24 protein-coding genes and 1 pseudogene are annotated in these 19,907 nt (G+C 69.3%); 13 read left to right on the plus strand and 12 right to left on the minus strand.

Features of this window, described 5'->3' with window-relative positions:
- Positions 1 to 55 precede the first annotated feature (55 nt).
- From ACIBG8_RS22795 to ACIBG8_RS22805, 3 genes are read left to right on the plus strand one after another with little or no spacing between them, the layout of a single operon-like run.
- Entirely contained in the window at positions 56 to 583 is a 528-nt protein-coding gene (locus tag ACIBG8_RS22795; protein ID WP_397344901.1) for a hypothetical protein, read from the plus strand.
- A gap of 46 nt (positions 584 to 629) precedes the next feature.
- Entirely contained in the window at positions 630 to 959 is a 330-nt protein-coding gene (locus tag ACIBG8_RS22800) for a hypothetical protein (protein ID WP_397344903.1), read from the plus strand.
- A 1-nt stretch (position 960) separates the two neighbouring features.
- Positions 961 to 2,682, plus strand: coding sequence for a hypothetical protein (locus tag ACIBG8_RS22805; RefSeq protein WP_397344905.1), 1,722 nt, complete (start codon positions 961 to 963; stop codon positions 2,680 to 2,682).
- Here ACIBG8_RS22805 and ptsP read toward each other — a convergent pair.
- From ptsP to ACIBG8_RS22835, 6 genes and pseudogenes are all read right to left on the minus strand, one after another.
- Positions 2,679 to 4,349 carry a phosphoenolpyruvate--protein phosphotransferase gene (gene ptsP, locus ACIBG8_RS22810; RefSeq protein ID WP_397344906.1) on the minus strand — a complete coding sequence of 557 codons (1,671 nt, stop codon included), beginning with the start codon at positions 4,347 to 4,349 and terminating at the stop codon, positions 2,679 to 2,681. The two genes, ACIBG8_RS22805 and ptsP, sit on opposite strands and share 4 nt — an antisense overlap.
- The gene (locus tag ACIBG8_RS22815; RefSeq protein ID WP_397344907.1) at positions 4,346 to 4,603 is read right to left on the minus strand and encodes an HPr family phosphocarrier protein; all 258 of its coding nucleotides are present in this window, start codon (positions 4,601 to 4,603) and stop codon (positions 4,346 to 4,348) included. The genes ptsP and ACIBG8_RS22815 overlap by 4 nt, the downstream gene beginning before the upstream one ends.
- 43 nt (positions 4,604 to 4,646) lie before the next feature.
- Entirely contained in the window at positions 4,647 to 5,261 is a 615-nt protein-coding gene (locus ACIBG8_RS22820) for an HAD family hydrolase (RefSeq protein ID WP_397344908.1), read from the minus strand.
- Complete coding sequence (locus tag ACIBG8_RS22825; RefSeq protein WP_397344910.1) at positions 5,252 to 5,698, minus strand: PTS glucose transporter subunit IIA; 447 nt, start codon at positions 5,696 to 5,698, stop codon at positions 5,252 to 5,254. Before ACIBG8_RS22825 ends, ACIBG8_RS22820 begins: the two co-directional genes overlap by 10 nt.
- Before the next feature lie 32 nt (positions 5,699 to 5,730).
- Positions 5,731 to 5,970 (minus strand): annotated as a pseudogene (locus ACIBG8_RS22830) (glucose PTS transporter subunit EIIB); the annotation flags it as partial.
- Positions 5,971 to 6,018: 48 nt separating this feature from the next.
- Positions 6,019 to 7,053 (minus strand): SIS domain-containing protein, encoded by a 1,035-nt coding sequence (locus ACIBG8_RS22835; RefSeq protein WP_397344911.1) that lies wholly within the window; start codon positions 7,051 to 7,053, stop codon positions 6,019 to 6,021.
- A gap of 103 nt (positions 7,054 to 7,156) precedes the next feature.
- Here ACIBG8_RS22835 and ACIBG8_RS22840 point away from each other — a divergent pair, with 103 nt between their 5' ends.
- From ACIBG8_RS22840 to ACIBG8_RS22875, 8 genes are all read left to right on the plus strand, one after another.
- On the plus strand, positions 7,157 to 7,897 hold the full coding sequence (locus tag ACIBG8_RS22840; protein WP_397344913.1) for a GntR family transcriptional regulator: 741 nt from the start codon (positions 7,157 to 7,159) through the stop codon (positions 7,895 to 7,897).
- A gap of 40 nt (positions 7,898 to 7,937) precedes the next feature.
- The gene (locus ACIBG8_RS22845) at positions 7,938 to 9,227 is read left to right on the plus strand and encodes a PTS transporter subunit EIIC (RefSeq protein WP_397344914.1); all 1,290 of its coding nucleotides are present in this window, start codon (positions 7,938 to 7,940) and stop codon (positions 9,225 to 9,227) included.
- Positions 9,228 to 9,295: 68 nt separating this feature from the next.
- Positions 9,296 to 10,609, plus strand: coding sequence for a PTS transporter subunit EIIC (locus tag ACIBG8_RS22850; RefSeq protein WP_397344915.1), 1,314 nt, complete (start codon positions 9,296 to 9,298; stop codon positions 10,607 to 10,609).
- 71 nt (positions 10,610 to 10,680) lie between these two features.
- Positions 10,681 to 11,034, plus strand: a complete 354-nt coding sequence (locus tag ACIBG8_RS22855; RefSeq protein WP_397344916.1) for a YciI family protein — start codon at positions 10,681 to 10,683, stop codon at positions 11,032 to 11,034.
- The gene (locus ACIBG8_RS22860; RefSeq protein ID WP_397344917.1) at positions 11,031 to 12,293 is read left to right on the plus strand and encodes an RNA polymerase sigma factor; all 1,263 of its coding nucleotides are present in this window, start codon (positions 11,031 to 11,033) and stop codon (positions 12,291 to 12,293) included. The genes ACIBG8_RS22855 and ACIBG8_RS22860 overlap by 4 nt, the downstream gene beginning before the upstream one ends.
- Complete coding sequence (locus ACIBG8_RS22865; protein WP_397344918.1) at positions 12,286 to 12,663, plus strand: SgcJ/EcaC family oxidoreductase; 378 nt, start codon at positions 12,286 to 12,288, stop codon at positions 12,661 to 12,663. The genes ACIBG8_RS22860 and ACIBG8_RS22865 overlap by 8 nt, the downstream gene beginning before the upstream one ends.
- Positions 12,663 to 13,403, plus strand: a complete 741-nt coding sequence (locus ACIBG8_RS22870; protein WP_397344919.1) for an SDR family NAD(P)-dependent oxidoreductase — start codon at positions 12,663 to 12,665, stop codon at positions 13,401 to 13,403. Before ACIBG8_RS22865 ends, ACIBG8_RS22870 begins: the two co-directional genes overlap by 1 nt.
- Positions 13,404 to 13,654: 251 nt before the next feature.
- The gene (locus ACIBG8_RS22875) at positions 13,655 to 14,116 is read left to right on the plus strand and encodes an Rv3235 family protein (protein WP_397344920.1); all 462 of its coding nucleotides are present in this window, start codon (positions 13,655 to 13,657) and stop codon (positions 14,114 to 14,116) included.
- An 85-nt stretch (positions 14,117 to 14,201) separates the two neighbouring features.
- Here ACIBG8_RS22875 and ACIBG8_RS22880 read toward each other — a convergent pair whose 3' ends face one another.
- The 3 genes from ACIBG8_RS22880 to ACIBG8_RS22890 form a co-directional block, all read right to left on the minus strand.
- Positions 14,202 to 14,750 carry an NADPH-dependent F420 reductase gene (locus ACIBG8_RS22880; protein ID WP_397344921.1) on the minus strand — a complete coding sequence of 183 codons (549 nt, stop codon included), beginning with the start codon at positions 14,748 to 14,750 and terminating at the stop codon, positions 14,202 to 14,204.
- 17 nt (positions 14,751 to 14,767) lie between these two features.
- Entirely contained in the window at positions 14,768 to 15,160 is a 393-nt protein-coding gene (locus ACIBG8_RS22885; protein ID WP_397344922.1) for a nitroreductase/quinone reductase family protein, read from the minus strand.
- 204 nt (positions 15,161 to 15,364) lie between these two features.
- The gene (locus ACIBG8_RS22890) at positions 15,365 to 15,853 is read right to left on the minus strand and encodes a hypothetical protein (protein ID WP_397344923.1); all 489 of its coding nucleotides are present in this window, start codon (positions 15,851 to 15,853) and stop codon (positions 15,365 to 15,367) included.
- Positions 15,854 to 16,099: 246 nt separating this feature from the next.
- Here ACIBG8_RS22890 and ACIBG8_RS22895 point away from each other — a divergent pair, with 246 nt between their 5' ends.
- The gene (locus tag ACIBG8_RS22895; RefSeq protein ID WP_397344924.1) at positions 16,100 to 16,537 is read left to right on the plus strand and encodes a glutaredoxin domain-containing protein; all 438 of its coding nucleotides are present in this window, start codon (positions 16,100 to 16,102) and stop codon (positions 16,535 to 16,537) included.
- Here ACIBG8_RS22895 and ACIBG8_RS22900 read toward each other — a convergent pair.
- Positions 16,521 to 16,988: a hypothetical protein gene (locus ACIBG8_RS22900; RefSeq protein WP_397344925.1), complete on the minus strand. Its 468-nt coding sequence runs from the start codon at positions 16,986 to 16,988 to the stop codon at positions 16,521 to 16,523. The two genes, ACIBG8_RS22895 and ACIBG8_RS22900, sit on opposite strands and share 17 nt — an antisense overlap.
- A 452-nt stretch (positions 16,989 to 17,440) precedes the next feature.
- Here ACIBG8_RS22900 and ACIBG8_RS22905 point away from each other — a divergent pair, with 452 nt between their 5' ends.
- On the plus strand, positions 17,441 to 18,346 hold the full coding sequence (locus ACIBG8_RS22905) for an RNA polymerase sigma-70 factor (RefSeq protein WP_397344926.1): 906 nt from the start codon (positions 17,441 to 17,443) through the stop codon (positions 18,344 to 18,346).
- Positions 18,347 to 18,648: 302 nt separating this feature from the next.
- On the opposite strand, the gene ACIBG8_RS22910 is transcribed toward ACIBG8_RS22905, so the two are convergent.
- Positions 18,649 to 19,149 (minus strand): hypothetical protein, encoded by a 501-nt coding sequence (locus tag ACIBG8_RS22910; protein WP_397344928.1) that lies wholly within the window; start codon positions 19,147 to 19,149, stop codon positions 18,649 to 18,651.
- 41 nt (positions 19,150 to 19,190) lie between these two features.
- Positions 19,191 to 19,835, minus strand: coding sequence for a hypothetical protein (locus ACIBG8_RS22915; RefSeq protein ID WP_397344929.1), 645 nt, complete (start codon positions 19,833 to 19,835; stop codon positions 19,191 to 19,193).
- Positions 19,836 to 19,907 lie beyond the last annotated feature (72 nt).

Consider the following 19,907-nt stretch of genomic DNA (forward strand, 5'->3'; position numbering starts at 1 on the left):
GCGTGCTCGAACCACTCTTTGCCCGATCATGGCGATTCCTGCGAAGATCACCTATATGCGCACAGTTCTCGCGGTGCTGGCCCTGATGGCGCTCGCGGGCTGCTCGGCACCACCGCCCGCATACCTCCTGACCGACCCGGCCACCTGGCCGCTGGCCAAGCTGGACGCGGTCCCGGCCAAGCTGCCCGACACCGGCGTGCGCAGGACCGGTGTCACGAAGGCGATCGCCACCATCGAGGTCGGCGGCCACGACCTGGTGGCGTGGGTGCACACCGCGGGCGTCTGCGGCCTTTCCGACAAGGGGGGAACCAGCATGTGGTTCGACCTCACCACGAGCGAGGGCCAGACGGGCTACACGAGGGACGCCAAGGACCGCCAGGTCTTCCGCGGCCCCGACGAGCCGATGGTGGCGGCCTCCTCCGAAGGCAGCGTCATGGTGAGCTGCGGCGTGAACAAGATGCTCGTCCTCGTCACCACGGGCGAGACCTCGATCAGGACCACGGGCAGCGTCACGGCGAAGGTCGTCCACGGCCAGGTCGCCGCGGTGATCGCGGACAGGGCCACGAGGGACCGCGCCCTATAGCGCACCCACATCCAACGTATAGCCCCGATCCCTACGCTCTGCCGTCATGGCGTACGAAGACGGCGGCGGCGGTGGGGGCGCCTTCGCGCCGATCACCTACAACAGCTCGGCGGACGAGGCCGCGGCCAAGCGCGCCGCAGCGCGGAAGTTCGACGAGTGGGCGGGCCTGGTGGGCTCGTTCGTCAGCGAGGTCAACGGCAGCCTGGAGCGGGACGGCCAGCGGGTGTGGATCGGCCCCTCCTCTGAGCCCTTCTTCGCCGAGCTGCGGAACTACTCCAAGAAGATCCCCGGATACCGGAATCCCTACCTGGACACCGCCGCGAACCTCCGCAAGTCCGCCGAGGTCCTCGAAGACCCCAAGAACCGGAACACCTGACGTGACCGAGTACGTGGGCATCCACCCCGAAGGCGCCAGAGCGCTGATCACCGCCATGAACAGGGCCAGGAACCTGGTCTCCGACAGCTTCCTGGCCGAACTCAAGCAGCAGCTCGGCGTCGCCCAGTCCGACGCGGTCCTGGAGGCGCAGGCGTCCTACGCCGTCTACCAGCAGTACCGCACCTTCCTCGACACCTACACGCGCGACCTCCAGTGGCGCATCGAGGTGATCACCGGCTCCCCCGGGGCCACCGTCCAAGGCGAGATGATCTACGGCAACGTCGAGTTCGCCAACGCCAAGCAGGCGGCTGAGCAGGGAAAGAAGGACTGCGAGGAGTTCACGGCGATCTGGGAGAAGGCGGAGCAGACCGGCGACTACGGCCCGGTCTTCGCCTACATGGACTCCCACCAGAAGCAGCTCACCGACCCCGAGTACGCTGCCGCCTTCCTCAAGGCGCTGGGAAAGGAGAACCTGAAGAACCTGCTGGACAAGCTGACCGTCCTCTACGCCCCGGAGGCCTACGGGCTCTCACCCGAGCAGCTGGAGGCGTTCAAGAAGGGCATGGGCCCCCTGGCCAACGCGATCAAGGCCGCCAACGACCCGGAGATCAACGACTACATCACCGCCAACTGCAGCTTCGACGCGCTGTCCGCCCTGATCGAGTCGGCGGACTTCAGCGACGACTTCGTCGCCGCCGCCATCGTGACCATGGCGCCGCACCTGTCCTCGTCCACCACGGTCAACGACTGGAACTCCGACCGGATCATGGCGATCCTCGCCGGGAACCCCGAGGTCCTGGCGCGCGTCCTGGCCGACGAGAAGGGCGCGGAGATGCTGCTGCGGGAGAGCCTGATGGCCGACCCCGCCTACCGCGACGCGATCACCAAGGCCCTGGACAAGGCGCTCGACCAGACGACCGACAGCCCGACCGTGCTCTCGCAGGCCTGGGCGAACGTGCTGAAGGTGGGCTCGCAGGACTACTTCCAGGACATCATGGCCAAGGACCACGACCTCGCCCAGATGCTCACGGACAACTTCGTGCCCTTCCTGGAGTACGCGGGATATCTCCAGGTCGTGGCCACGGGCGACACGGACCTGCTGAAGAAGATGCAGCCGCCGGGCGGTCCGTTCCTGCCGAAGACGGTCGATCCCAAGACGATCGCCGACTTCCTCGGCGCCGCCGTACGCCATCCCGACCTGGCCGAGACGCTGGGCAAGAAGGCACAGGAGATCTCGGAGAAGAACGGCCTCTACACCTACATGAAGGAGCGCGGGGTCGACGGGGTCACTGGCGACCCGGTGTTCGTGCAGAAGCTGGCCACCGAGTTCGCGCTGACCAGCCTGCTGCTCGGCGCCTACCAGTCGGCCGACCTCGACGAGCTGCAGGACGACCAGGACCGCAAGGCCACTTACAACGCGCTGTTCGGCTTCACCCTCGGCATCTTCACCGGACCGGCGGGAACGCTGGGTGGCTCTGCCATCGGCACGGCCGCCGCGCCGTGGATCGACAAGCTGGCCGAGGCCGCCGCGGGCAAGACCAAAGGTGTCGACCCGGCCAAGCAGATGGAGGCGGCTAAGGAAGCGTTCATGCAGCAGTTCGGCGCCACGCTCACGGAGCTGGGGGGAGGCTCCCTGAGCGAGGACCAGCGGAACGCGATCATGGAGCTCGCGGTCGGCAAGTTCGAGTCCATGTACCGCGAAGCCATGATGAACCAGTACTAGAGCCCCAGCTCCGCCAGGGCGGGCAAATGTTCACGAGCCGCCGCGCGGGCCTCTTCCGGAGTAGCCGAGGCCCGTGCGGCTCCAGCGGCCGCGCGGCACTGGTCCAGCGTGTGCCGCGCCAGCACGGCCCGTACGGCGGGCAGCGCAGGAGCGCCCATCGACAGCGACGAGACGCCGAGCCCGACGAGGACGCAGGCCAGCGCCGGATCGGCGGCCGCCTCCCCGCACACCCCGCACGGCTTGCCGTGCGTGCCGACGGCGAGCGCGACCAGGTCGAGCAGCGCCGGTTGCCACGCGTCCTGGAGCCGGCTCAGCGCGCCCACCTGCCGGTCGGCGGCGAAGGTGTACTGGGCCAGGTCGTTGGTGCCGATCGAGAAGAAGTCGACCGCCGGAGCCAGGTCACCGGCGCGCAACGCGGCGGCGGGCACTTCGATCATCACCCCCGCGGAGGGCAGCCCCGCCGTACGGCAGGCGTCGGCGAACCACCGCGCCTCCTCAGGCGCGGCCACCATGGGCGCCATGACCTGCAGGTCGGCGGGGAGTCCCTTGTGCGCGCGGGCCAGCGCGGAGAGCTGCGACCGCATCACCTCGGGAAAGATCCGGAACATGCGCAGCCCGCGCTCCCCCAGCGCCGGATTCGGCTCGTCGCTCGACGGCGGCAGGAAGGCCAGCGGCTTGTCCGCACCGGCGTCCAGCGTGCGCACCACGACCTTGCCGCCGGGGAACGCCTCCAGGACCGCCCGGTAGGCGTCCTCCTGCTCCTGCTCGGTCGGCGCGGTGGCCCGGTCGAGGAAGAGGAACTCGGTCCGGTACAGCCCGACGCCCTCCGCGCCGTTGGCCAGCGCCGCCTCCACGTCACCGGGCCCGCCGACGTTGGCGAGCAGCGGGACGGCGTGGCCGTCCTTCGTGGCCCCCGGGCCGGTGACCTCCGACAGCAGCGCCAGGCGCGCCTCGGCCGCCCGCACGGCCTCGCCGACCTCGTCGTCGGACGGCTCCAGCCGTACCTCGCCAGAAGCGCCGTCGACCAGCAGCCGCGTACCCGCGGGGATCGCGGTCGCGCCGGGACAGGCCACCACGGCGGGAACGCCGAGCGCCCTGGCCAGGATCGCGGTGTGGCTGGTCGGCCCGCCCTCCTCGGTCACGAAGGCGGCCACCACGTCCTTCGACAGCAGCGCGGTGTCGGCCGGCGCCAGGTCGCGGGCGATGAGGACGTACGGCTCAGCCGCGTCGGTGGGCACGCCCGGCATGGGCAGGCCCATGAGCACGGCGATCGTGCGGTCCCTGATGTCGTCGAGGTCGGCGGCGCGCTCGCCCAGGTAGCCGCCCGCCTTGGTCAGCAGGTCGCGGTATTTGCCGAAGGACTCGTAGACGGCGCGCTCGGCGGAGACGTCCCGGTCGATGAGCGACTTGACGCCCACGATCAGTCCCGGATCGCGGGCCATGAGGGCCTGCGCCTCCAGGATGTCCCTGGCCTGGCCGCCCGCGTGCAGGCCGCGCGCCTCCAGGTCGCCGGCGACGTGGTCGAGCGCCGCCATGGCGCGCTGCTTCTCCTGGCTCGCGTCACCGTCGTACGTGGCGCCCTCGGGGGGTTCGGGCACCGACGCGGCCAGGATGTACGCGGGGCCGTGCCCGATACCCGGGCTCACCCCCACCCCCCGCCGCGTCATGGCGCTGACGCGATCTTCGCGAGCTCGTCCAGGAGCTCCTCGGCGCCCTCGCCCTCGCCCCTGATCACGATGGTCTCGCCCTGCCTGATGTCGAGGCCCATCACGGACAGGATGCTCTTGGCGTTGACCGGGCTGCCGCCGACCTTCTCGACGGTGACCTCGATCGCCGACTTGGTCGCTGCCTGCACGAACGTCGCCGCCGGGCGGGCGTGCAGTCCGACTTCCGCAACGACGGTGACCTTGCGCTCGGCCATGAAGCTCCTCCTAGGTGATAAACCGGTCCAGACCAGCTGAACCCTACGCGAATGGCGGCCAGTCAACTGAAGTCAGGTCGGCCACTACGAGGTCGGCCTGGCCGAGCTCGTCGTGCGTGTGCGTCGTCGCCACCCCTACGCACCTCATACCCGCCGCCTTGGCCGCGGCAATCCCGGCCAGCGAGTCCTCGAAGGCCACGCACTCGTACGGCGGAGCCCCCAGCTTCGCCGCGCCGAGCAGGAATCCCTCAGGGTCCGGCTTGCCCCTGTCCACGTCCTCGGCGGTGACCAGCACGTCGAACAGGTCGCGGATCCCGACCATGCCGAGCCGCTCCTCGGCCCACGGCCGCCTGGCCGAGGTGACCAGCCCGATCGGTGACCCGTGCGCGGCCACCTTGCGCACCAGCTCGGCCGCTCCTGGCACGGGGACGATCTCCGGCAGGCCGGGATGCTCGCCGTACCCGAAGACCTCGTCGATGAGCTCGTCGACGTCCTCACCAGGGAAGACCTCGGGGATGACGTCAGGCCCGCGCCGGCCCATGAAGACACGCACGTCCCGCTGCACGCCGTGGTTGTCGAGCAGCATCTGCCACATGGCCATGCTGCGCGCCTCGGTGTTGATCAGCGTGCCGTCCAGGTCGAAAAGGGCTACTGCCACTGGAAGAGCTCGTCCCCGAAGTGGACCGCGCCCTCGGCGAGGTCCGTCACCGACGCGGCTGACGCGTCGAGCGCCACCACCGGGCAGACCGGCGACCGGCCGCCCGCCTCGATCTTGCCCGGGTCCCACGCGACCACCGGCTGGCCCGCGCTGACCCGATCCCCCTCCGCCGCCAGGAGCTGGAACCCCTCGCCCTTGAGCTGCACCGTGTCGATGCCCAGGTGCACCAGCACGCCCTTGCCGTCGTCCCCCACGATGACGTAGGCATGTGGATGCAACTTCATGATTTTTCCCGAAATCGGGGCAACGGCCTTGCCCGGACTCCTGGCCGGATCGATCGCCGTACCAGGGCCCACCATGCCTGCCGAGAAAACCGGATCAGGCACGGCCGACAACCCGACCGCTGCCCCCTCAACCGGGGCCAGAACACTCGTCATTGATCCCCCTGACCACACCGAGCGCCCGCGCCCTAGCCGATGATGTCCTCGATGTCGCTGGCGATCGTGTCCGCCTCGGGACCCACGACGACCTGGACCACGTTGCCCGCGGCCATCACGCCGTGGGCTCCGGCGGCCTTCAGGGCGGCCTGGTCGACCTTGGACGCGTCGTGCACCTCGGTACGCAGTCGCGTGATGCAGGGCTCGATCTCGATGATGTTGTCGGCACCACCGAGCCCGGCAATGATCGCGTTCGCATCAGCCGCCATGCGGTCCTCCTCGCTCGTGACTCTGTGACCAGGCTAAACGACGCTCTGTGATCAGTCCGTCTGGGTCACCTTGTTGAGGCCGCGCGGCGCGTCGGGGTCGATGCCCAGGCGGCGGGCGAGCGCCTCGGTGAGGAGCTGGCCGGGGACGATCAGGCCCATCGGGGCGACCCACTCGGGCAGGTCGGGGCCGTTCAGCGCGGCCGTACCCGCCTTGGCCAGGCCAGCGCCGCCACCGATGGTGTAGGCGGCGGCTCCGGCGGCGACCACGCGCTCGGCCAGCGCGACGGTGCCCTGCAGGGTCGGGCTGTTCTCGGCGGCGACCAGCAGCGCGGGGGTGTCCTCGTCGACGACGGCGATCGGGCCGTGCAGCAGGTCGGCGTAGGACAGGCCCATGGCGTGCAGGTAGCAGGCCTCCTTGAGCTTGAGCGCGGTCTCCAGCGCGGTGGAGAAGGCCAGGCCGCGTCCGGACACGACCACGCCGGGCTTGTCGGCCAGGCCCTCGACGACGGCGTCCAGGTCACCGGGCTCGGCGATCAGCTTCTCGACCGCGTCCGGGACTTTTTTAAGATCATTTGCGTCCACGTCCGCGCCCAGACCCAGGGCGAGTACGGCCAGCGCGGCGAGCTGCGTCGTGTAGGTCTTGGTGGCGGGAACCGCCTTCTCCTCGCCGGCGAGGGTGACCAGCGCGAGGTCGGCGGCCTGGGCCAGGGGGCTGTCCGGTCCGCCGTTGGTGACGCCGATGGTCTTGGCGCCGCAGCTCTTGGCCCACTCCAGGGTCTCGACGATCTCCTCTGTCCTGCCGGACTGGGAGATGGCGACGGCCAGCACGCCGTCCAGGTCGAGCTTGCGCTTGTAGGTGGTCGCGATCGACGGCGCGGCCAGCGCCGCGAGCCGCCCCGCGTGCGATTCGACCAGGTAGCGGCCATAGACTGCGGCATTGTCGGAGGTGCCGCGCGCGATGAACAGGAGCTGGCGAGTCTGCTCGCCGAGAGCCTTCACCTCGCCGACCCTGGGGAGCAGGTCGTCCAGCGTGGCCCGCAGCGCAGCCGGCTGCTCGGCGATCTCGCTGCGCATCTTCGTCGTCATCTCGCGCCCATCCCTTGACTCGCATTTCCGAAATGTGGTCTAGTCCGGACTAGACCAGTACGAACCATACTTCATCGAATTGGACATTTCGAGAGGAGGATCCGTGGCACACATCGATCCGGACAGTCCGGTGCCCAAGTACTTCCAGCTGCGAGAGATCCTGCTCGACCTCATCGACAGCAACGAGCTCAGCATCGGCGCGGCGATCCCGTCCGAGCGCGAGCTCTGCCAGCGCTTCGGCCTGTCCAGGATGACCGTACGGCAGGCCGTCGACCACCTCGTCTCCGAGGGACGCCTGCACCGCGTGCCGGGCAAGGGCACCTTCGTCGCCCGCCCCAAGATCGAGCTGGCCCTGCAGCTCACGTCGTTCACCGACGACATGCGGGCCCGCGGCATGGTCCCAGGCTCGCGCGACCTGGACCGCAGGATCGTGCGCGCCAGCGCCCACCTGGCCAAGGAGCTGGGCATCCAGCCAGGCGAGGAAGTCCACTTCATCGAACGGTTGCGCACCGCGGACGGCGAACCGCTGTCGATCGAGCGGGCGCACATCCCGGTCAAGCTCGCCCCCGACCTCGGCGACCAGGACCTTTCCGACACTTCGCTCTACGGGCTGCTCGAAGCGCGCTACGGTCTCGTCATGGACGCCGGCGAGCTCACCATCGACGGCGGCATCGCCGACCCCAGCGACGCCGACCTGCTGAAACTTCATCGTGGCGGAGCCGTGCTGCTCCTGCAGCGCCGGTCCTTCTCCGGCGGGGTCTGCGCCGAGCTGGGTGTGTCCACCTACCGCGCCGACCGCTACCAGCTGCGCACGATCCTCGAGATGCCGTCGCGACGCGGCTGACCCCCCTGTTCCCCCCTTCTTCGCTCCCGGAGGACCCCCGGTGAACGAGACCGCCGTGATTCCCTCGCCGTTCGCTCGCGTGATGTCCGTGTTGCAGCGGCTCGGCCGGTCGCTCATGCTGCCCATCGCCGCGCTGCCCGCCGCGGCCCTGTTATTGCGCTTCGGCCAGCCCGACATGCTCGGGGCCAACGGCCCCGAGCCCGGCGGCCTGGCCGACGTCGCCGGTTTCACCTGGCTGACCCACGTCGCCGAGGTGCTGGCCGCCGCGGGAGCGGCCCTGTTCGAGAACCTGCCGATGTTGTTCGCGGTCGGCGTCGCGATCGGGTTCGCCCGCAAGTCCGACGGGTCGACCGCCCTGGCCGCCGTGGTCGGCTACCTGGTCTTCGACCGCGTCACCAAGGTGATGTTCTTCGGCTCGGCCATCAGGGACACCGTCGTCATCAAGCAGTTGGAGGGCTCCGGGTTCAAGGAGATCGTCAACTACGGCATGCAGAACCCCACCAGGGTGCTCGGCGGCATCCTGATCGGCCTGGTCACCGCCATGTTGTGGCAGCGCTTCTACCGGATCAAGCTGCCCGCCTGGCTCGCGTTCTTCGGCGGGCGGCGGTTCGTGCCGATCATCACCTCGATCGCCGCGCTCGTGCTCGGCGTGCTCATCGGCTGGCTGTGGCCGGTGCTCGGCGAGTGGATTCGCAGCGCGGGCGAGGCCCTGGCCGGGGCCGGCGCGCTCGGCACCGGGCTCTACGGGCTGTTCAACCGGCTGCTCATCCCGCTCGGGCTGCACCACTTCGTCAACTCGATCGTGTGGTACGTCGTGCCCGAGTGCACCGTCGGCGGCAAGACGCTCGGCGGCGACTGGAACTGCTACTTCGGCGGCGACCCCAACTCCGGGGAGTTCATGGCCGGGTTCTTCCCGATCATGATGTTCGCGCTGCCCGCCGCCGCGCTCGCCATGTGGCGCGCCGCTCCCCCGCACAAGCGGGCCACCGTGGGCGGCATCATGCTGTCTGCCGGGCTCGCGTCGTTCGTCACCGGGATCACCGAACCGATCGAGTTCGCGTTCATCTTCGTCGCGCCGCTGCTGCTCGTCGTGCATGCCGTACTGACCGGGCTGGCCATGGCGATCACCACGCTTATCCACGGGCAGCTCGGGTTCGGGTTCTCTGCCGGTCTCCTGGACATGCTGCTGAACGCCGGCAAGTCGAACACCCACAACCTGGTCGGCATCCTGATCCTCGGGGTGGTCTACGGGGTGGTCTATTACGTCGTGTTCAGCTTCCTGATCAAACGGTTCAACATCATGACGCCTGGTCGCGAGCCCGACGACTGAGTTTCGTGAGGGCGGGTCGGCGGTAGATACCGGGCATCCCCCGATCATGATGTCGGGGGGACAGTGGGATGAGCGCATCGACCGTCGCGAACGGGCCGGGCTTCGGTTCTTCGGCCTTCGCCGTGCTGCAACGCATCGGGCGCTCCCTCATGATGCCCATCGCGGTGCTCCCCGCCGCGGGCCTGCTGCTCCGCTTCGGCCAGAACGACATGTTGGGCTCGAACGGACCCGCCCCGGGCGGTCTGGCAGACGTGCCGGGATTCGCCTGGTCGGCGAACGTCGCCGAGGTCTTCGCCGCTGCGGGCGGTGCCCTGTTCGACAACCTCCCGATCCTGTTCGCGATCGGCGTCGCCATCGGATTCGCCAAGAAGTCCGACGGCTCCACCGCCCTCGCCGCCCTTGTCGGCTACCTGGTGTTCGACCAGGTGGCGCGGCACATGTTCTTCTCGTCGAGCAGCGAAGCGATCAAGGCGAAGGTGACGCTGACCCTGCAGGACGGCAGCACGGTCATCAACCAGGCCGCCGGAGCCCAGCCCACCGGCGTGCTGGGCGGCATCCTCATCGGGCTGACGGCCGCGTTGCTCTGGCAACGGTTCTACCGGATCAAGCTTCCCTCCTGGCTGGCCTTCTTCGGGGGTCGGCGCTTCGTCCCCATCGTCACCGCGGCGACCGCGATGATCATCGGTGTGGTCATCGGCCTCATCTGGCCGCCCATCGGCGAGGGGCTGACCCGCTTCGGCGACTGGCTGGCCACCAACTCGGTGCTCGGCGCAGGCGTGTACGGCGTGGCCAACCGTTTCCTGATCCCGCTCGGCCTGCACCACTTCATCAACTCGATCGTGTGGACCGTGATCCCCGAGTGCACGGTCGACGGCGTGCGCGCGGCAGGCGACCTCAAGTGCTACGCGATCGGCAACCAAGGCTCCGGCATCTTCATGACCGGCTTCTTCCCCGTGCTGATGTTCGCCATCCCGGCAGCCGCGCTGGCCATCTGGCGCGCGGCCCCCAAACACAAGCGGGCCGCGGTGGGCTCCATCATGATCGGCGGCGCGCTCACGGCGTTCGTCACCGGGATCACGGAGCCGGTGGAGTTCGCGTTCATCTTCGTGGCGCCGGTGCTGTTCATCGTGCACGCATTGCTCACCGGGGTGTCGATGGCGCTCCTCGCGTTCCTGGACACGCGGCTGGGCTTCAGCTTCTCCGCGGGCGGGATCGACATGCTGCTGAACGCGAGCAAGTCCAACACCTGGGGCCTGCCGCTGATCATCCTGATCGGCATCGGCTATTTCGCCCTCTACTATGTGATCTTCAGCTTCCTCATCCGCAAGCTCAACATCATGACCCCCGGTCGCGAACCCGACGAGGACGCTCCCACCGCCTAATTCTGTCTCCCCACACTGTCCAAATCGCCGGTGCCGGTGCGTCGGACAGGTAGTGGAGTCGAGGAGGCACGGTGCCCGAATACATGCTGCTGTTGTACGCGCCTGACGCCGACGATGACCGGGACCGGTGGGCGGAGCTGCCACTCTGGCTGGAGGTGACCGAGAGCCTGCGCGAGGCCGGGGTGCTCGTCGCCAACAGCCCCCTCCATCCGGTCGCCAGCGCCACCACCGTGCGGGTGCGCGACGGCGGGACGGAGCTCACCGACGGGCCGTTCGCGATGACCAAGGAGGTCCTCGCCGGCTACTACCTCCTGGACTGCGTCGACCTCGACGAGGCGCTGAGGCACGCGGCGCGGCTGCCGACGGCGCGCCACGGCTCCGTCGAGGTCCGTCCGGTCATGGGTGAGCTGCCCGGGCGGACATGAACGATCCCGCCGCGGCAGCCCTGAGCACCGTGTTCCGCGAGGAGCGGGCGGCCGTGCTGGCGACGCTCATCCGGCAGGTCGGTGACTTCCAGCTCGCCGAGGACGCCGTGCAGGACGCGTTCGCCGCGGCCCTCACCGCCTGGCGGCGCGACGGCGTTCCCGACCGGCCGGGGGCGTGGATCACGGTCGCCGCCCGGCGGCGGGCCGTCGACCGCCTGCGCCGCGACAAGTCGATCGCCGACCGGGCCGAGCGGCTCGCCCGGCTCACGCATCAGGAGCAGCCCGCGATGGAAGAGGACCGGTTACGGCTGATCTTCACCTGCTGCCATCCGGCGCTGGACGTGTCCGCCCAGGTGGCCCTCACCCTGCGCACGCTCGGCGGCCTGACCACGACCGAGATCGCGCGCGCCTTCCTCGTCGCCAAGCCCACGATGGGCAAGCGGATCGTCCGGGCCAAGCGCAAGATCGCCGACGCGCACATCCGCTACCGCGTGCCGTCCGACGAGGAGCTCCCGGCCCGGCTGCGCGGCGTTCTCCGCGTCGTGTACCTGATCTTCAACGAGGGTTACTCGGCCAGCGGGGGCGAGCACCTGGTCCGCGCCGACCTGTGCGGGGAGGCGATCCGCCTCGGACGGCTGCTGGGCGAGCTGATGCCCGGCGACACCGAGGTGCAGGGGCTGCTGGCGCTGATGTTGCTGCACGACGCGCGCCGCGCCGCCCGGGTGGACGCGCGCGGCGACTACGTCGCCCTGGAGGAGCAGGACCGCGAGCTCTGGGACCGCGAGCGGATCAGCGAGGGACTGCGCGCCCTCGCGCGGGCGAACCGTCCTGGCCAGTACCAGCTGCAGGCGGCGATCACCGCCCTGCACCTGCGGACGCCGGAACCCGACTGGGCCGGGATCGCGGAGCTCTACCGCGCTCTCGCGGACCTCAGCCCGTCACCGGTGGTGGAGGTCAACCGCGCCGCGGCCGTCGGGTTCGCCCACGGGGCAGATGCCGGTCTGGAGCTCCTTGAGCCGTTGCTGGCCGATCCCGCCCTGGAGAGTTACCAGCCGCTGCACGCCGCGCACGCCGAACTCCGCAGGCGGTCAGGCGACCGGCCGGGAGCGGAAGGGGCCTACCGGCGGGCGATCGAGCTCAGCGCCAACCCCGTCGAACGCGCCGAACTCGAACGGCGGCTGGAGTCCCTGTCCAAAGAGGTGTTCGTGCCGCGACGTATAGACGACGCATCACGACATCGAGGAGGACGACATGACTGACGACGTGGGCACCGTGGTCGAGGCGGTGACGAGAGCGTGGGCGGACAACGACGCGGTGGCGTTCGCCGGGCACTACGCGGAGGAGGGGACCGCGATCCTTCCCGGGTTCCACCTGCGGAACAGGGCGGAGATCCAGGCCAGCATGGGCGTCGCGTTCGACGGGCCGCTCAAGGGTTCGCGACGGCGGCACCTGGTGCGGAACGTGCGGTCGCTGGGCGACGACACCGCCGTCGTGATCAGCAGGAGCAGCACTCTGTTCCCCGGCGAGACGGAACCTCCGGCCGATCGGTGGTCCATGGCGACATGGGTCCTGTCCCGACGTACCGGACGGTGGCTCATCGAGGCCTACCACGACTGCCCGGCCACCTGATGGGCCGGCTAGCGGGCAAGGTGGCCCTGGTGACGGGCGGCAGCCGAGGGATCGGCGCGGCGATCGCCCAGCGGCTGGCCGCCGACGGCGCGGACGTGGCGCTCACCTACGCCAGCGCCGTGGACAAGGCGGAGGCGGTCGCGAAGCGGATCGAGGCGGACGGCGGCCGGGCGCTGGTGCTCAAGGCCGACAACGCCGATCCGCAGGCCGCCGTCGGGGCGGTCGAGGAGACGGTACGGGGGCTGGGCCGTATCGACATCCTCGTCAACAACGCGGGGATCTTCACCGGCGGGCCGCTGGAGCAGATCACCCTGGAGGAGCTGGAACGGATCCTCGCCGTCGACGTCCGGGCGGTGTTCCTCGCCTCCCAGGCCGCCGCACGGCACCTGCCCGAGGGCGGACGGATCATCACCATCGGCAGCGCTCTCACCGAACGGGTCCCCGCTGAGGGCATGACGCTGTACGCGATGTGCAAGTCGGCGCTGACCGGCCTCACCAAGGGCCTGGCCCGTGACCTCGGCCCACGGGGGATCAACGCCACGCTGATCCTCGGCGGCCTGATCGACACCGACATGAACCCCGCCGACGGGCCCGCCGCCGGGTTCTTCAGCGCCGTCACCACCCTCGGGCGGTACGGCACGGCCGAGGACATCGCGGCGACCGTCTCCCATCTCGCAGGGGACGGCGGCCGCTACATCACCGGCACCGCGATCGCCGTCGACGGCGGCTTCGCGGCCTGACCCCGCATTAGTGATCATCAGGAAGGAGGTATCAGGACCGGAAAGAATCATTCGGGGCGGTCAGGGGATCTTGGGAAATGGACTGTAACGCCAAACCGTGTCTGGTTTGCCCACTCCAACTTCCGCCGGCCTTTCACCATCAATGCGGGCGAAGGCCTGCCTCAGGACGGAAAGTTGGTGGCTGATGTATTTCTCAGGGGGGCCGAAAACTCCTAGTACCGACCGCATTTCCTTCGGTACAGGAGGCCAGAATGTCCCCCCGACTTCCGCACATCTCCGTCGTCCCCGCACCTGAGCCGCCCTACGACGACGACCGCGGCCCCACCCCGGCGCGTCCGCACGTCCAGGGGTCGCTGGCGCTCGCCATCGACCCTCCGCAGCCGCTGGTCTGGGGTGCGCCAGGGGCGATTCCCGACGAACGGCGGCTGCGGTCGCTCGGGCAGGCGCTCGCCGAGGTACTCGCCGGTCGGCGTCCCCCGGAGAGCGTCGCCGACCGGCTCACCGAGCAGGCCTACCGCGAGCTCCTCCGCGCCGGGCGCATGATCGACGCCAAGCGCGGGCCGTTCGCCGGGCTCCCCCACGTCAAGGAGCCCAGGGACGGGGCGATCGAGATGTGCCTGCTGATCCACTGCGGGGAGCGCAGCCACGTCCTGGCGCTCCGGCTGGAGCGCCGCGGCGTCCAGTGGCTGTGCACCGACTTCGAAACCGCCTGACCGCTCTCTCCACACCCGAGATGAGAGGTCCTTCTGTCAGGAGCTCTGGGAGCACCTGGCAGAAGGACCTCGGCGGTTTCCGGGGTCAGAGGACCTTGAAGGCGAGGTGCCTGCCGCGGCCCTGGCCCAGGGCGAGGGTGAACCACAACGTCATGAGCTGGTCGAGCAGGTCGTGCTGCCCGGGTCCCAGGTAGACGGGGTTGAGCCCGACTGCGGTGATGACCTGTTCGACCGTCTCGCGGTCGTCGGCGTCGGCGGAGTAGAAGAGGTCGGCCACGACCCCGTCGAAGACGGGTTCGGCGAAGTTCTCCCAGCCGAGCGCGTTGAAGGCGCGGGCATAACGGGCCCCGGGCGCCAGGGCGGCGAAGTCGGCGGCGCTGTGTCCAGGACCGTCGCCGAACTTGTTCGCGGTGTCGATGACGACCTTGCCGTCGAGCTGTCCTGCGTGGTCACGGGCGAAGTCCGCGACCACTTCGCCGGGAATGGCGACGATCACGACTTCAGCACCGTCCAGCGCCTCGTGCACTGACTTCTCCGGCGTGCGCGATCCGTAGCGGACGTCGTGTCCGGCCGCGGCGAGCGCCTTGCCCAGGGTCCTGCCGACGTTTCCCGTGCCGATGACTGCGATGTCCATGGGTACTCCTTGGTAGGTCAAGCGCGGGCGGTGAGCCGTACGACCGGGTACTCCCGGTCGGACTTGCCCTGGTACTTCGCGTAACGGGGTGAAGCGGCGGTGATGACCTTCCACGCCTCCTCGCGCTCGGCGCCTTCGAGCACGTGCGGCGTGACCGGCACGGCCTCCTTCCCCGGCAGCTCGACGGTCGCGCGGTCGGGGCTGCCCATGAGGTTGAGGTGCCAGTCCGGGTGCGTGGTGGTGCCGCCGGACGCGACGACCAGCCAGCCGTCCTTCCCGTCGCCGAACCACGCCACCGGCGTCTCGCGCGGCTGCCCGCTCCGGCGTCCCACGGTGTTGAGGATCAGCACCTCCATGCCCATGAACTGGCCGTGGCCGCGGCGGATCTTGCGGTTCAGCCGGGAGTTCATCCGATGCTGCATCCACCGCGAGAACGCGCTGTGCCCGCTTCGACGCTTCTGATCCTGTGCCATCTGCTTGCCTCCGGTCTTTCCGCGTTGACGTTTTTCACGCTAGATGCGGCGCGATGGCGGGCGCTTCTCCATTCCTGACCCATTGGAGACCCGCCTCTTTCCTGCGTGAGACCAGACTGGAGGCACGGACGAATACTTCCGCTATGCGCCGACGATGCGGCTGGATAGATCACCAACCGAGTCCGCGTAATACACCGACCCTTCGAGATGGAAAGCGATCTGCCGTACGGACCACCCCGCGCCGGGCGAGCGATCGAGCTCGTCCTCGGTCAGGGCGTCGAGCCGTACCGCCCAGATCTGCGCCAGGCGCGTCAACCGGCTGCGTGCCTCGTCCACATCCAGCTCGGTGAACGGCGCCAGGTCCGCCTCTGTCGTGATCATCGAGGCGTGCCAACGATCCTCGTACGGCTCCCGCCCGGCCAGCCGCGCCTCGACCTCGGCCAGGTGATCGACCAGATGGTCGGCCACGCGGCGGATGGCCTTGTGCGGGGTGTAGACGCGGTCGTCGACGTGGCGCGGCTGGCCGTCCCAGTGCACCCAGGTGGGGGCGAGGTTGAGCACGTGATCGACCATGCCGGTCACTACGGCGGCGGGCGAACGGTCGTCCGTACCGGGAATCTCTTCAGCCATCTTGATCTCTCCTAGACCTGACGTCCTCTGTCCCGGCCAGCCTAGGAACGAACTCCTTCGACCCCCGTCGAAGTGTCACGGCGCTTCGCCCGCCCGCCCTCTGAACGGGAACGCCAGGAAGCGATCGTCCTCGCGGTGGCTGCAGTCGTTGCTGCGGTCAGCAGATCCTTCCCATCCGCAGTGCGGCTGCCGGGACGCTGGTGCCGAGGGCGCTGGGCGATCGGGGCGCCGGTAGCGTTGTGCGGCGTGATGCGTGCTTGGGTACTGCCTGTCCTGCTTGTGGTCAGCGGGTTGCTCCTGGCGATCTCCCTGGTGGTCAGGGGGTCTCCCGTCGGCGGTGCCGTACTGCTGCTGGGGTTCGTCCTGCTGGCCGGGGTGAACTCGCCGCTGGCGTTCCCCCGGTCGGTCAGTGCGGCGGAGGCGCAGCGGCTCAGTGCCGTGGACGGGCTGCCGGTCGTCTATTGGCGGGCGGGGTGCAAGTACTGCCTGCGGCTGCGGTTCCGGCTGGGGGCCGGGGCCGGGCGGCTGCACTGGGTGAACATCTGGAGCGACCCGGCCGGCGCGGAGGTGGTGCGGTCGGTCAACGGGGGTGACGAGACGGTGCCGACCGTCGTGGTCGCGGGCCGTCCCCATGTGAACCCCGACCCCGCGTGGGTGCGTGGGCTACTCACCCCACGATCTTGACCTTGACCACCGGCTCGCCGAACACGAACTTGCCGGTGTTGCCGCCGGTGTACTCGGCGGTGATGGTGTAGGTGCCGTTGGGGACGTTGCCGATGGTGTAGCGGTTGCTGGTCTGGTTGACGACGCAGTTGGACCTGGCGAGGCTGCTGTCGGCGCGGTTGCTGCCGGCGAACATGCCGCCGGAGGAGGCGGCACGGAAGGTGATCCTGCTCAGCGGGTCGATGCCGTTGCCGCCCAGCTCGAACCCGTCGCCCCGGCGGGCGGTGATCGTGGCGACGCCGTAGCGCTGGTCGTTCTCGAATCCGGACATGTAGTTGAAGCCGGAGACGGGGTAGATGAAGTAGGCGTGCCCGAGCGTGGCGCAGGTCGCGGCGTGGACGGGCGCGGCAGTCAACGCCACACCGCCGCCGAGGACGAGGGTCAGGGCGAGGGCGGCTGAGGTGCGGTTCATGGCGGGCTCCTACGGGTTCGCGGTGGTGAGTGACACCGTGAAGGTAGGCGCAGGACCTGCCCAGCTTCGCCGCCATCTAATGCCCGATCGCCACCCACTCTCCACCCACCGACCCGTGCCCGTCCCCCCTCAGCCCCTCCAGGCCACGGCCCCCTTCCCACTAGGCCATGACCGCCACGCAACCCCGGCCTCTTCCGCCCTCGCCCCCTCCCCTCCATCGGGCCATATCCGCCGCATAGCCCTGGCCCCTCCGCGCTTGGGCCCTTCCCGGTCGCGGTCCCTTTCTTCGACAGGGACGACCTCATGTCATCGGCTCCCAAGGCCCCGATCCCCCGCGCGAGCCACAAGGGTCAGTTGCTGTGAGCGCCAGCCCTTCGCCTCCACCAACAGCCCGTCATGTCACAAAACGATGGGGCCCGGCGTCATATGGGCGACCCACTGAAGGAGCCCTCATGCCGACCACGACCGATGACGTCCGCCCGGACCCCGCCACCGAAGCGTTCGTCGCGCACCGCAACCTGCTCTTCACCGTCGCCTACGAGATGCTCGGCTCAGCCGCCGACGCCGAGGACGCTCTCCAGGAGACCTGGCTCCGATGGGCCGACGTGGATCTCGACACGGTCCGCGACCAACGCGCCTACCTGGTACGGATCACCACCCGCCAGGCCCTCACCCGCATGCGCACGCTGAAGCGGCGCAAGGAGTCCTATGTCGGCCCCTGGCTGCCGGAGCCACTGCTGACCGCCCCAGACGTCGCCGACGACGTCGCGCTGGCGGACAGTATCTCGATGGCGATGCTGCTCGTCCTGGAGACGCTGACACCCACCGAGCGAGCGGTGTTCGTGCTGCGCGAGGTGTTCGACCTGTCGTACGACGAGATCGCGGAAGCCGTCGACAAGAGCCCTGCAGCGGTCCGGCAGATCGCCCACCGAGCACGGGCACACGTCGCAGAACGTCGCCCACGGGACGTGGTTTCCTCGGCCGAGACGCGGGGAGCGCTCGCGGCCTTCCAGCGGGCGATCCAGACGGGAGACCTGCAGAGCCTGCTCGACGTACTGGCCCCGGACGTGGTGGCGTTGACCGACGGCGGCGGCGTCAGGCAGGCGCAACTCCAGCCCATCATGGGGGCCACGAACGTGGCCGGATTCTTCGCCTCCACCGCAGTCCGGTCGGGTGCGGACCTGTCGCTGGAAGCAGCGCAGGTCAACGGCAGCCCGGCACTGATCGTGAGACTCGGCGGGGAGATCGAGGGCGTGGTGGCGATGCGCATCGAGTCCGGCCTGGTCACAGGGCTGTACGTCGTACGCAACCCCGAAAAGCTGTCCCGCCTGACCTGGGAGACAGCCGTCACCCGCTAGGCGTTCTCCCAGACCGAAACATGGCTCCTGCTCTCACTGGTGAAGGCTGCACGCCCCAGTCAGCCCAGCGCTCACGCAGGGTCATCCCAGCGATCCGCGCCATGAGATCCACCCTGTCCACACCCCTGAAGAACCCGCCACCCGATTCATGGCGTACAGGTCCTCCGCCTTCCCGAGGGCCGGGCAACCCAAGGGGGTCTCACGGCTGGCGGCCAGTCCCGGTCGCCAGCCGCCAGCCGTGGTTCCTTGACGGCGCCTCACACCGCCGCACATCCTCGCCCCGCCCGGTGAGTGTCAGAGGGCTACGGGCCGCCGTCGCCTTCGTGGTCGCCGACGTAGCAGTTGGTGCAGTTGGCCTTGGAGGTGGCCGGTGCGTCGTGGGGCCACAGGTCGTCCAGGACACGAAACCCTTCTGAGCGCAGCACCTCGGCGGTCTCGCCCACGGTGTAGATGCGTCGCGTGGACAGGAGGATCTCGGGGTTGTCGTTGGGGGTGTGATGCACGAAGCTGCCGTAGCGCTGACAGTGGTGGTGATACTCCACGCTGTACAGGAAGAAGGTGTCCCAGGCCGCATCTACCGGCGCTGAGGGCGACAGTGCGCGTGAGGGGTTCCGGGCGGCGACGGTCACGAAGATCAGAGCCTGGTCCAGCGCCCTGCGCGCCGTCAGGAGGGCAAGGTCGTGCGTGCTGACGATGCGGGCCACGATCCGCTCAAACAACCGCTCAGCAGCCTGAACGTCACCGGGGTGACGGGGATCTTCCAGAAGCCCGACACCGGTCCGCAGGCCCGTCGTTGGCGTCATGGGGCAGACATCCTCTCTTTTCGCTGGATCGGGGTGGGACGTCAGGCCGCGAACTCGGTGATCGGCGCGGCCGGTCGCAGGTCGAAGACCCTGACGATGAGCTGATGGGCCAGCGTGTAGGGCAGTAGGGAGGTGTCGGTGAACCGCACCTCCACATTCCGCCGCACCCCGGCGACCCACGGCCGATAGACATCGCCCAGCACACCAACCGGGACAGCACCGCCCGCTGAGAAGACCGTGGTGGAGGCGTCTTCGAGCTGCGGGCAGGAGCCCAGCGCGTCCGGGATGCAGGCCCAGCAGGTGGGCGGGGCGTTGGTGATGATCGCGCCCGGCTGCTCCTCATCCCACCGAAACACCTTCTCCGTCATGATCCACGGATACCGGCCTTGGCTATCCCTGGCGGGCTTGCCACACACCTGACACCACAACCTGGCCATGCACAGCCACTGACGACGAGTGTTCAACCTGCGCCACTGCGGCTGGCCCTTGTGGTTAGTGCGAACGCGGGCGCGCAACACGCCGTCCACCCAATCGCCCGGCTTGGCCGCCTGATAGCTGAGCTTGACGCCGCCCGAGCGACCCGCCACGAAACAGATCGGATCCTCCACCAACTCACCGCTGTAAGCGACCACGTAAGGCACCGTGATCCGGGGCTGATGCACCAGCGTCGCGTCCGACGTCGTCACGTCGACCCCCTACGCCGAGTCCCCGACGAGAGGCACACCGTCAGCAGCCGCCCAAACGAGGAGGTCTCTCGG

The sequence above is a fragment of the Nonomuraea sp. NPDC050556 genome (genome assembly GCF_044457355.1).
Lineage (GTDB): Bacteria > Actinomycetota > Actinomycetes > Streptosporangiales > Streptosporangiaceae > Nonomuraea.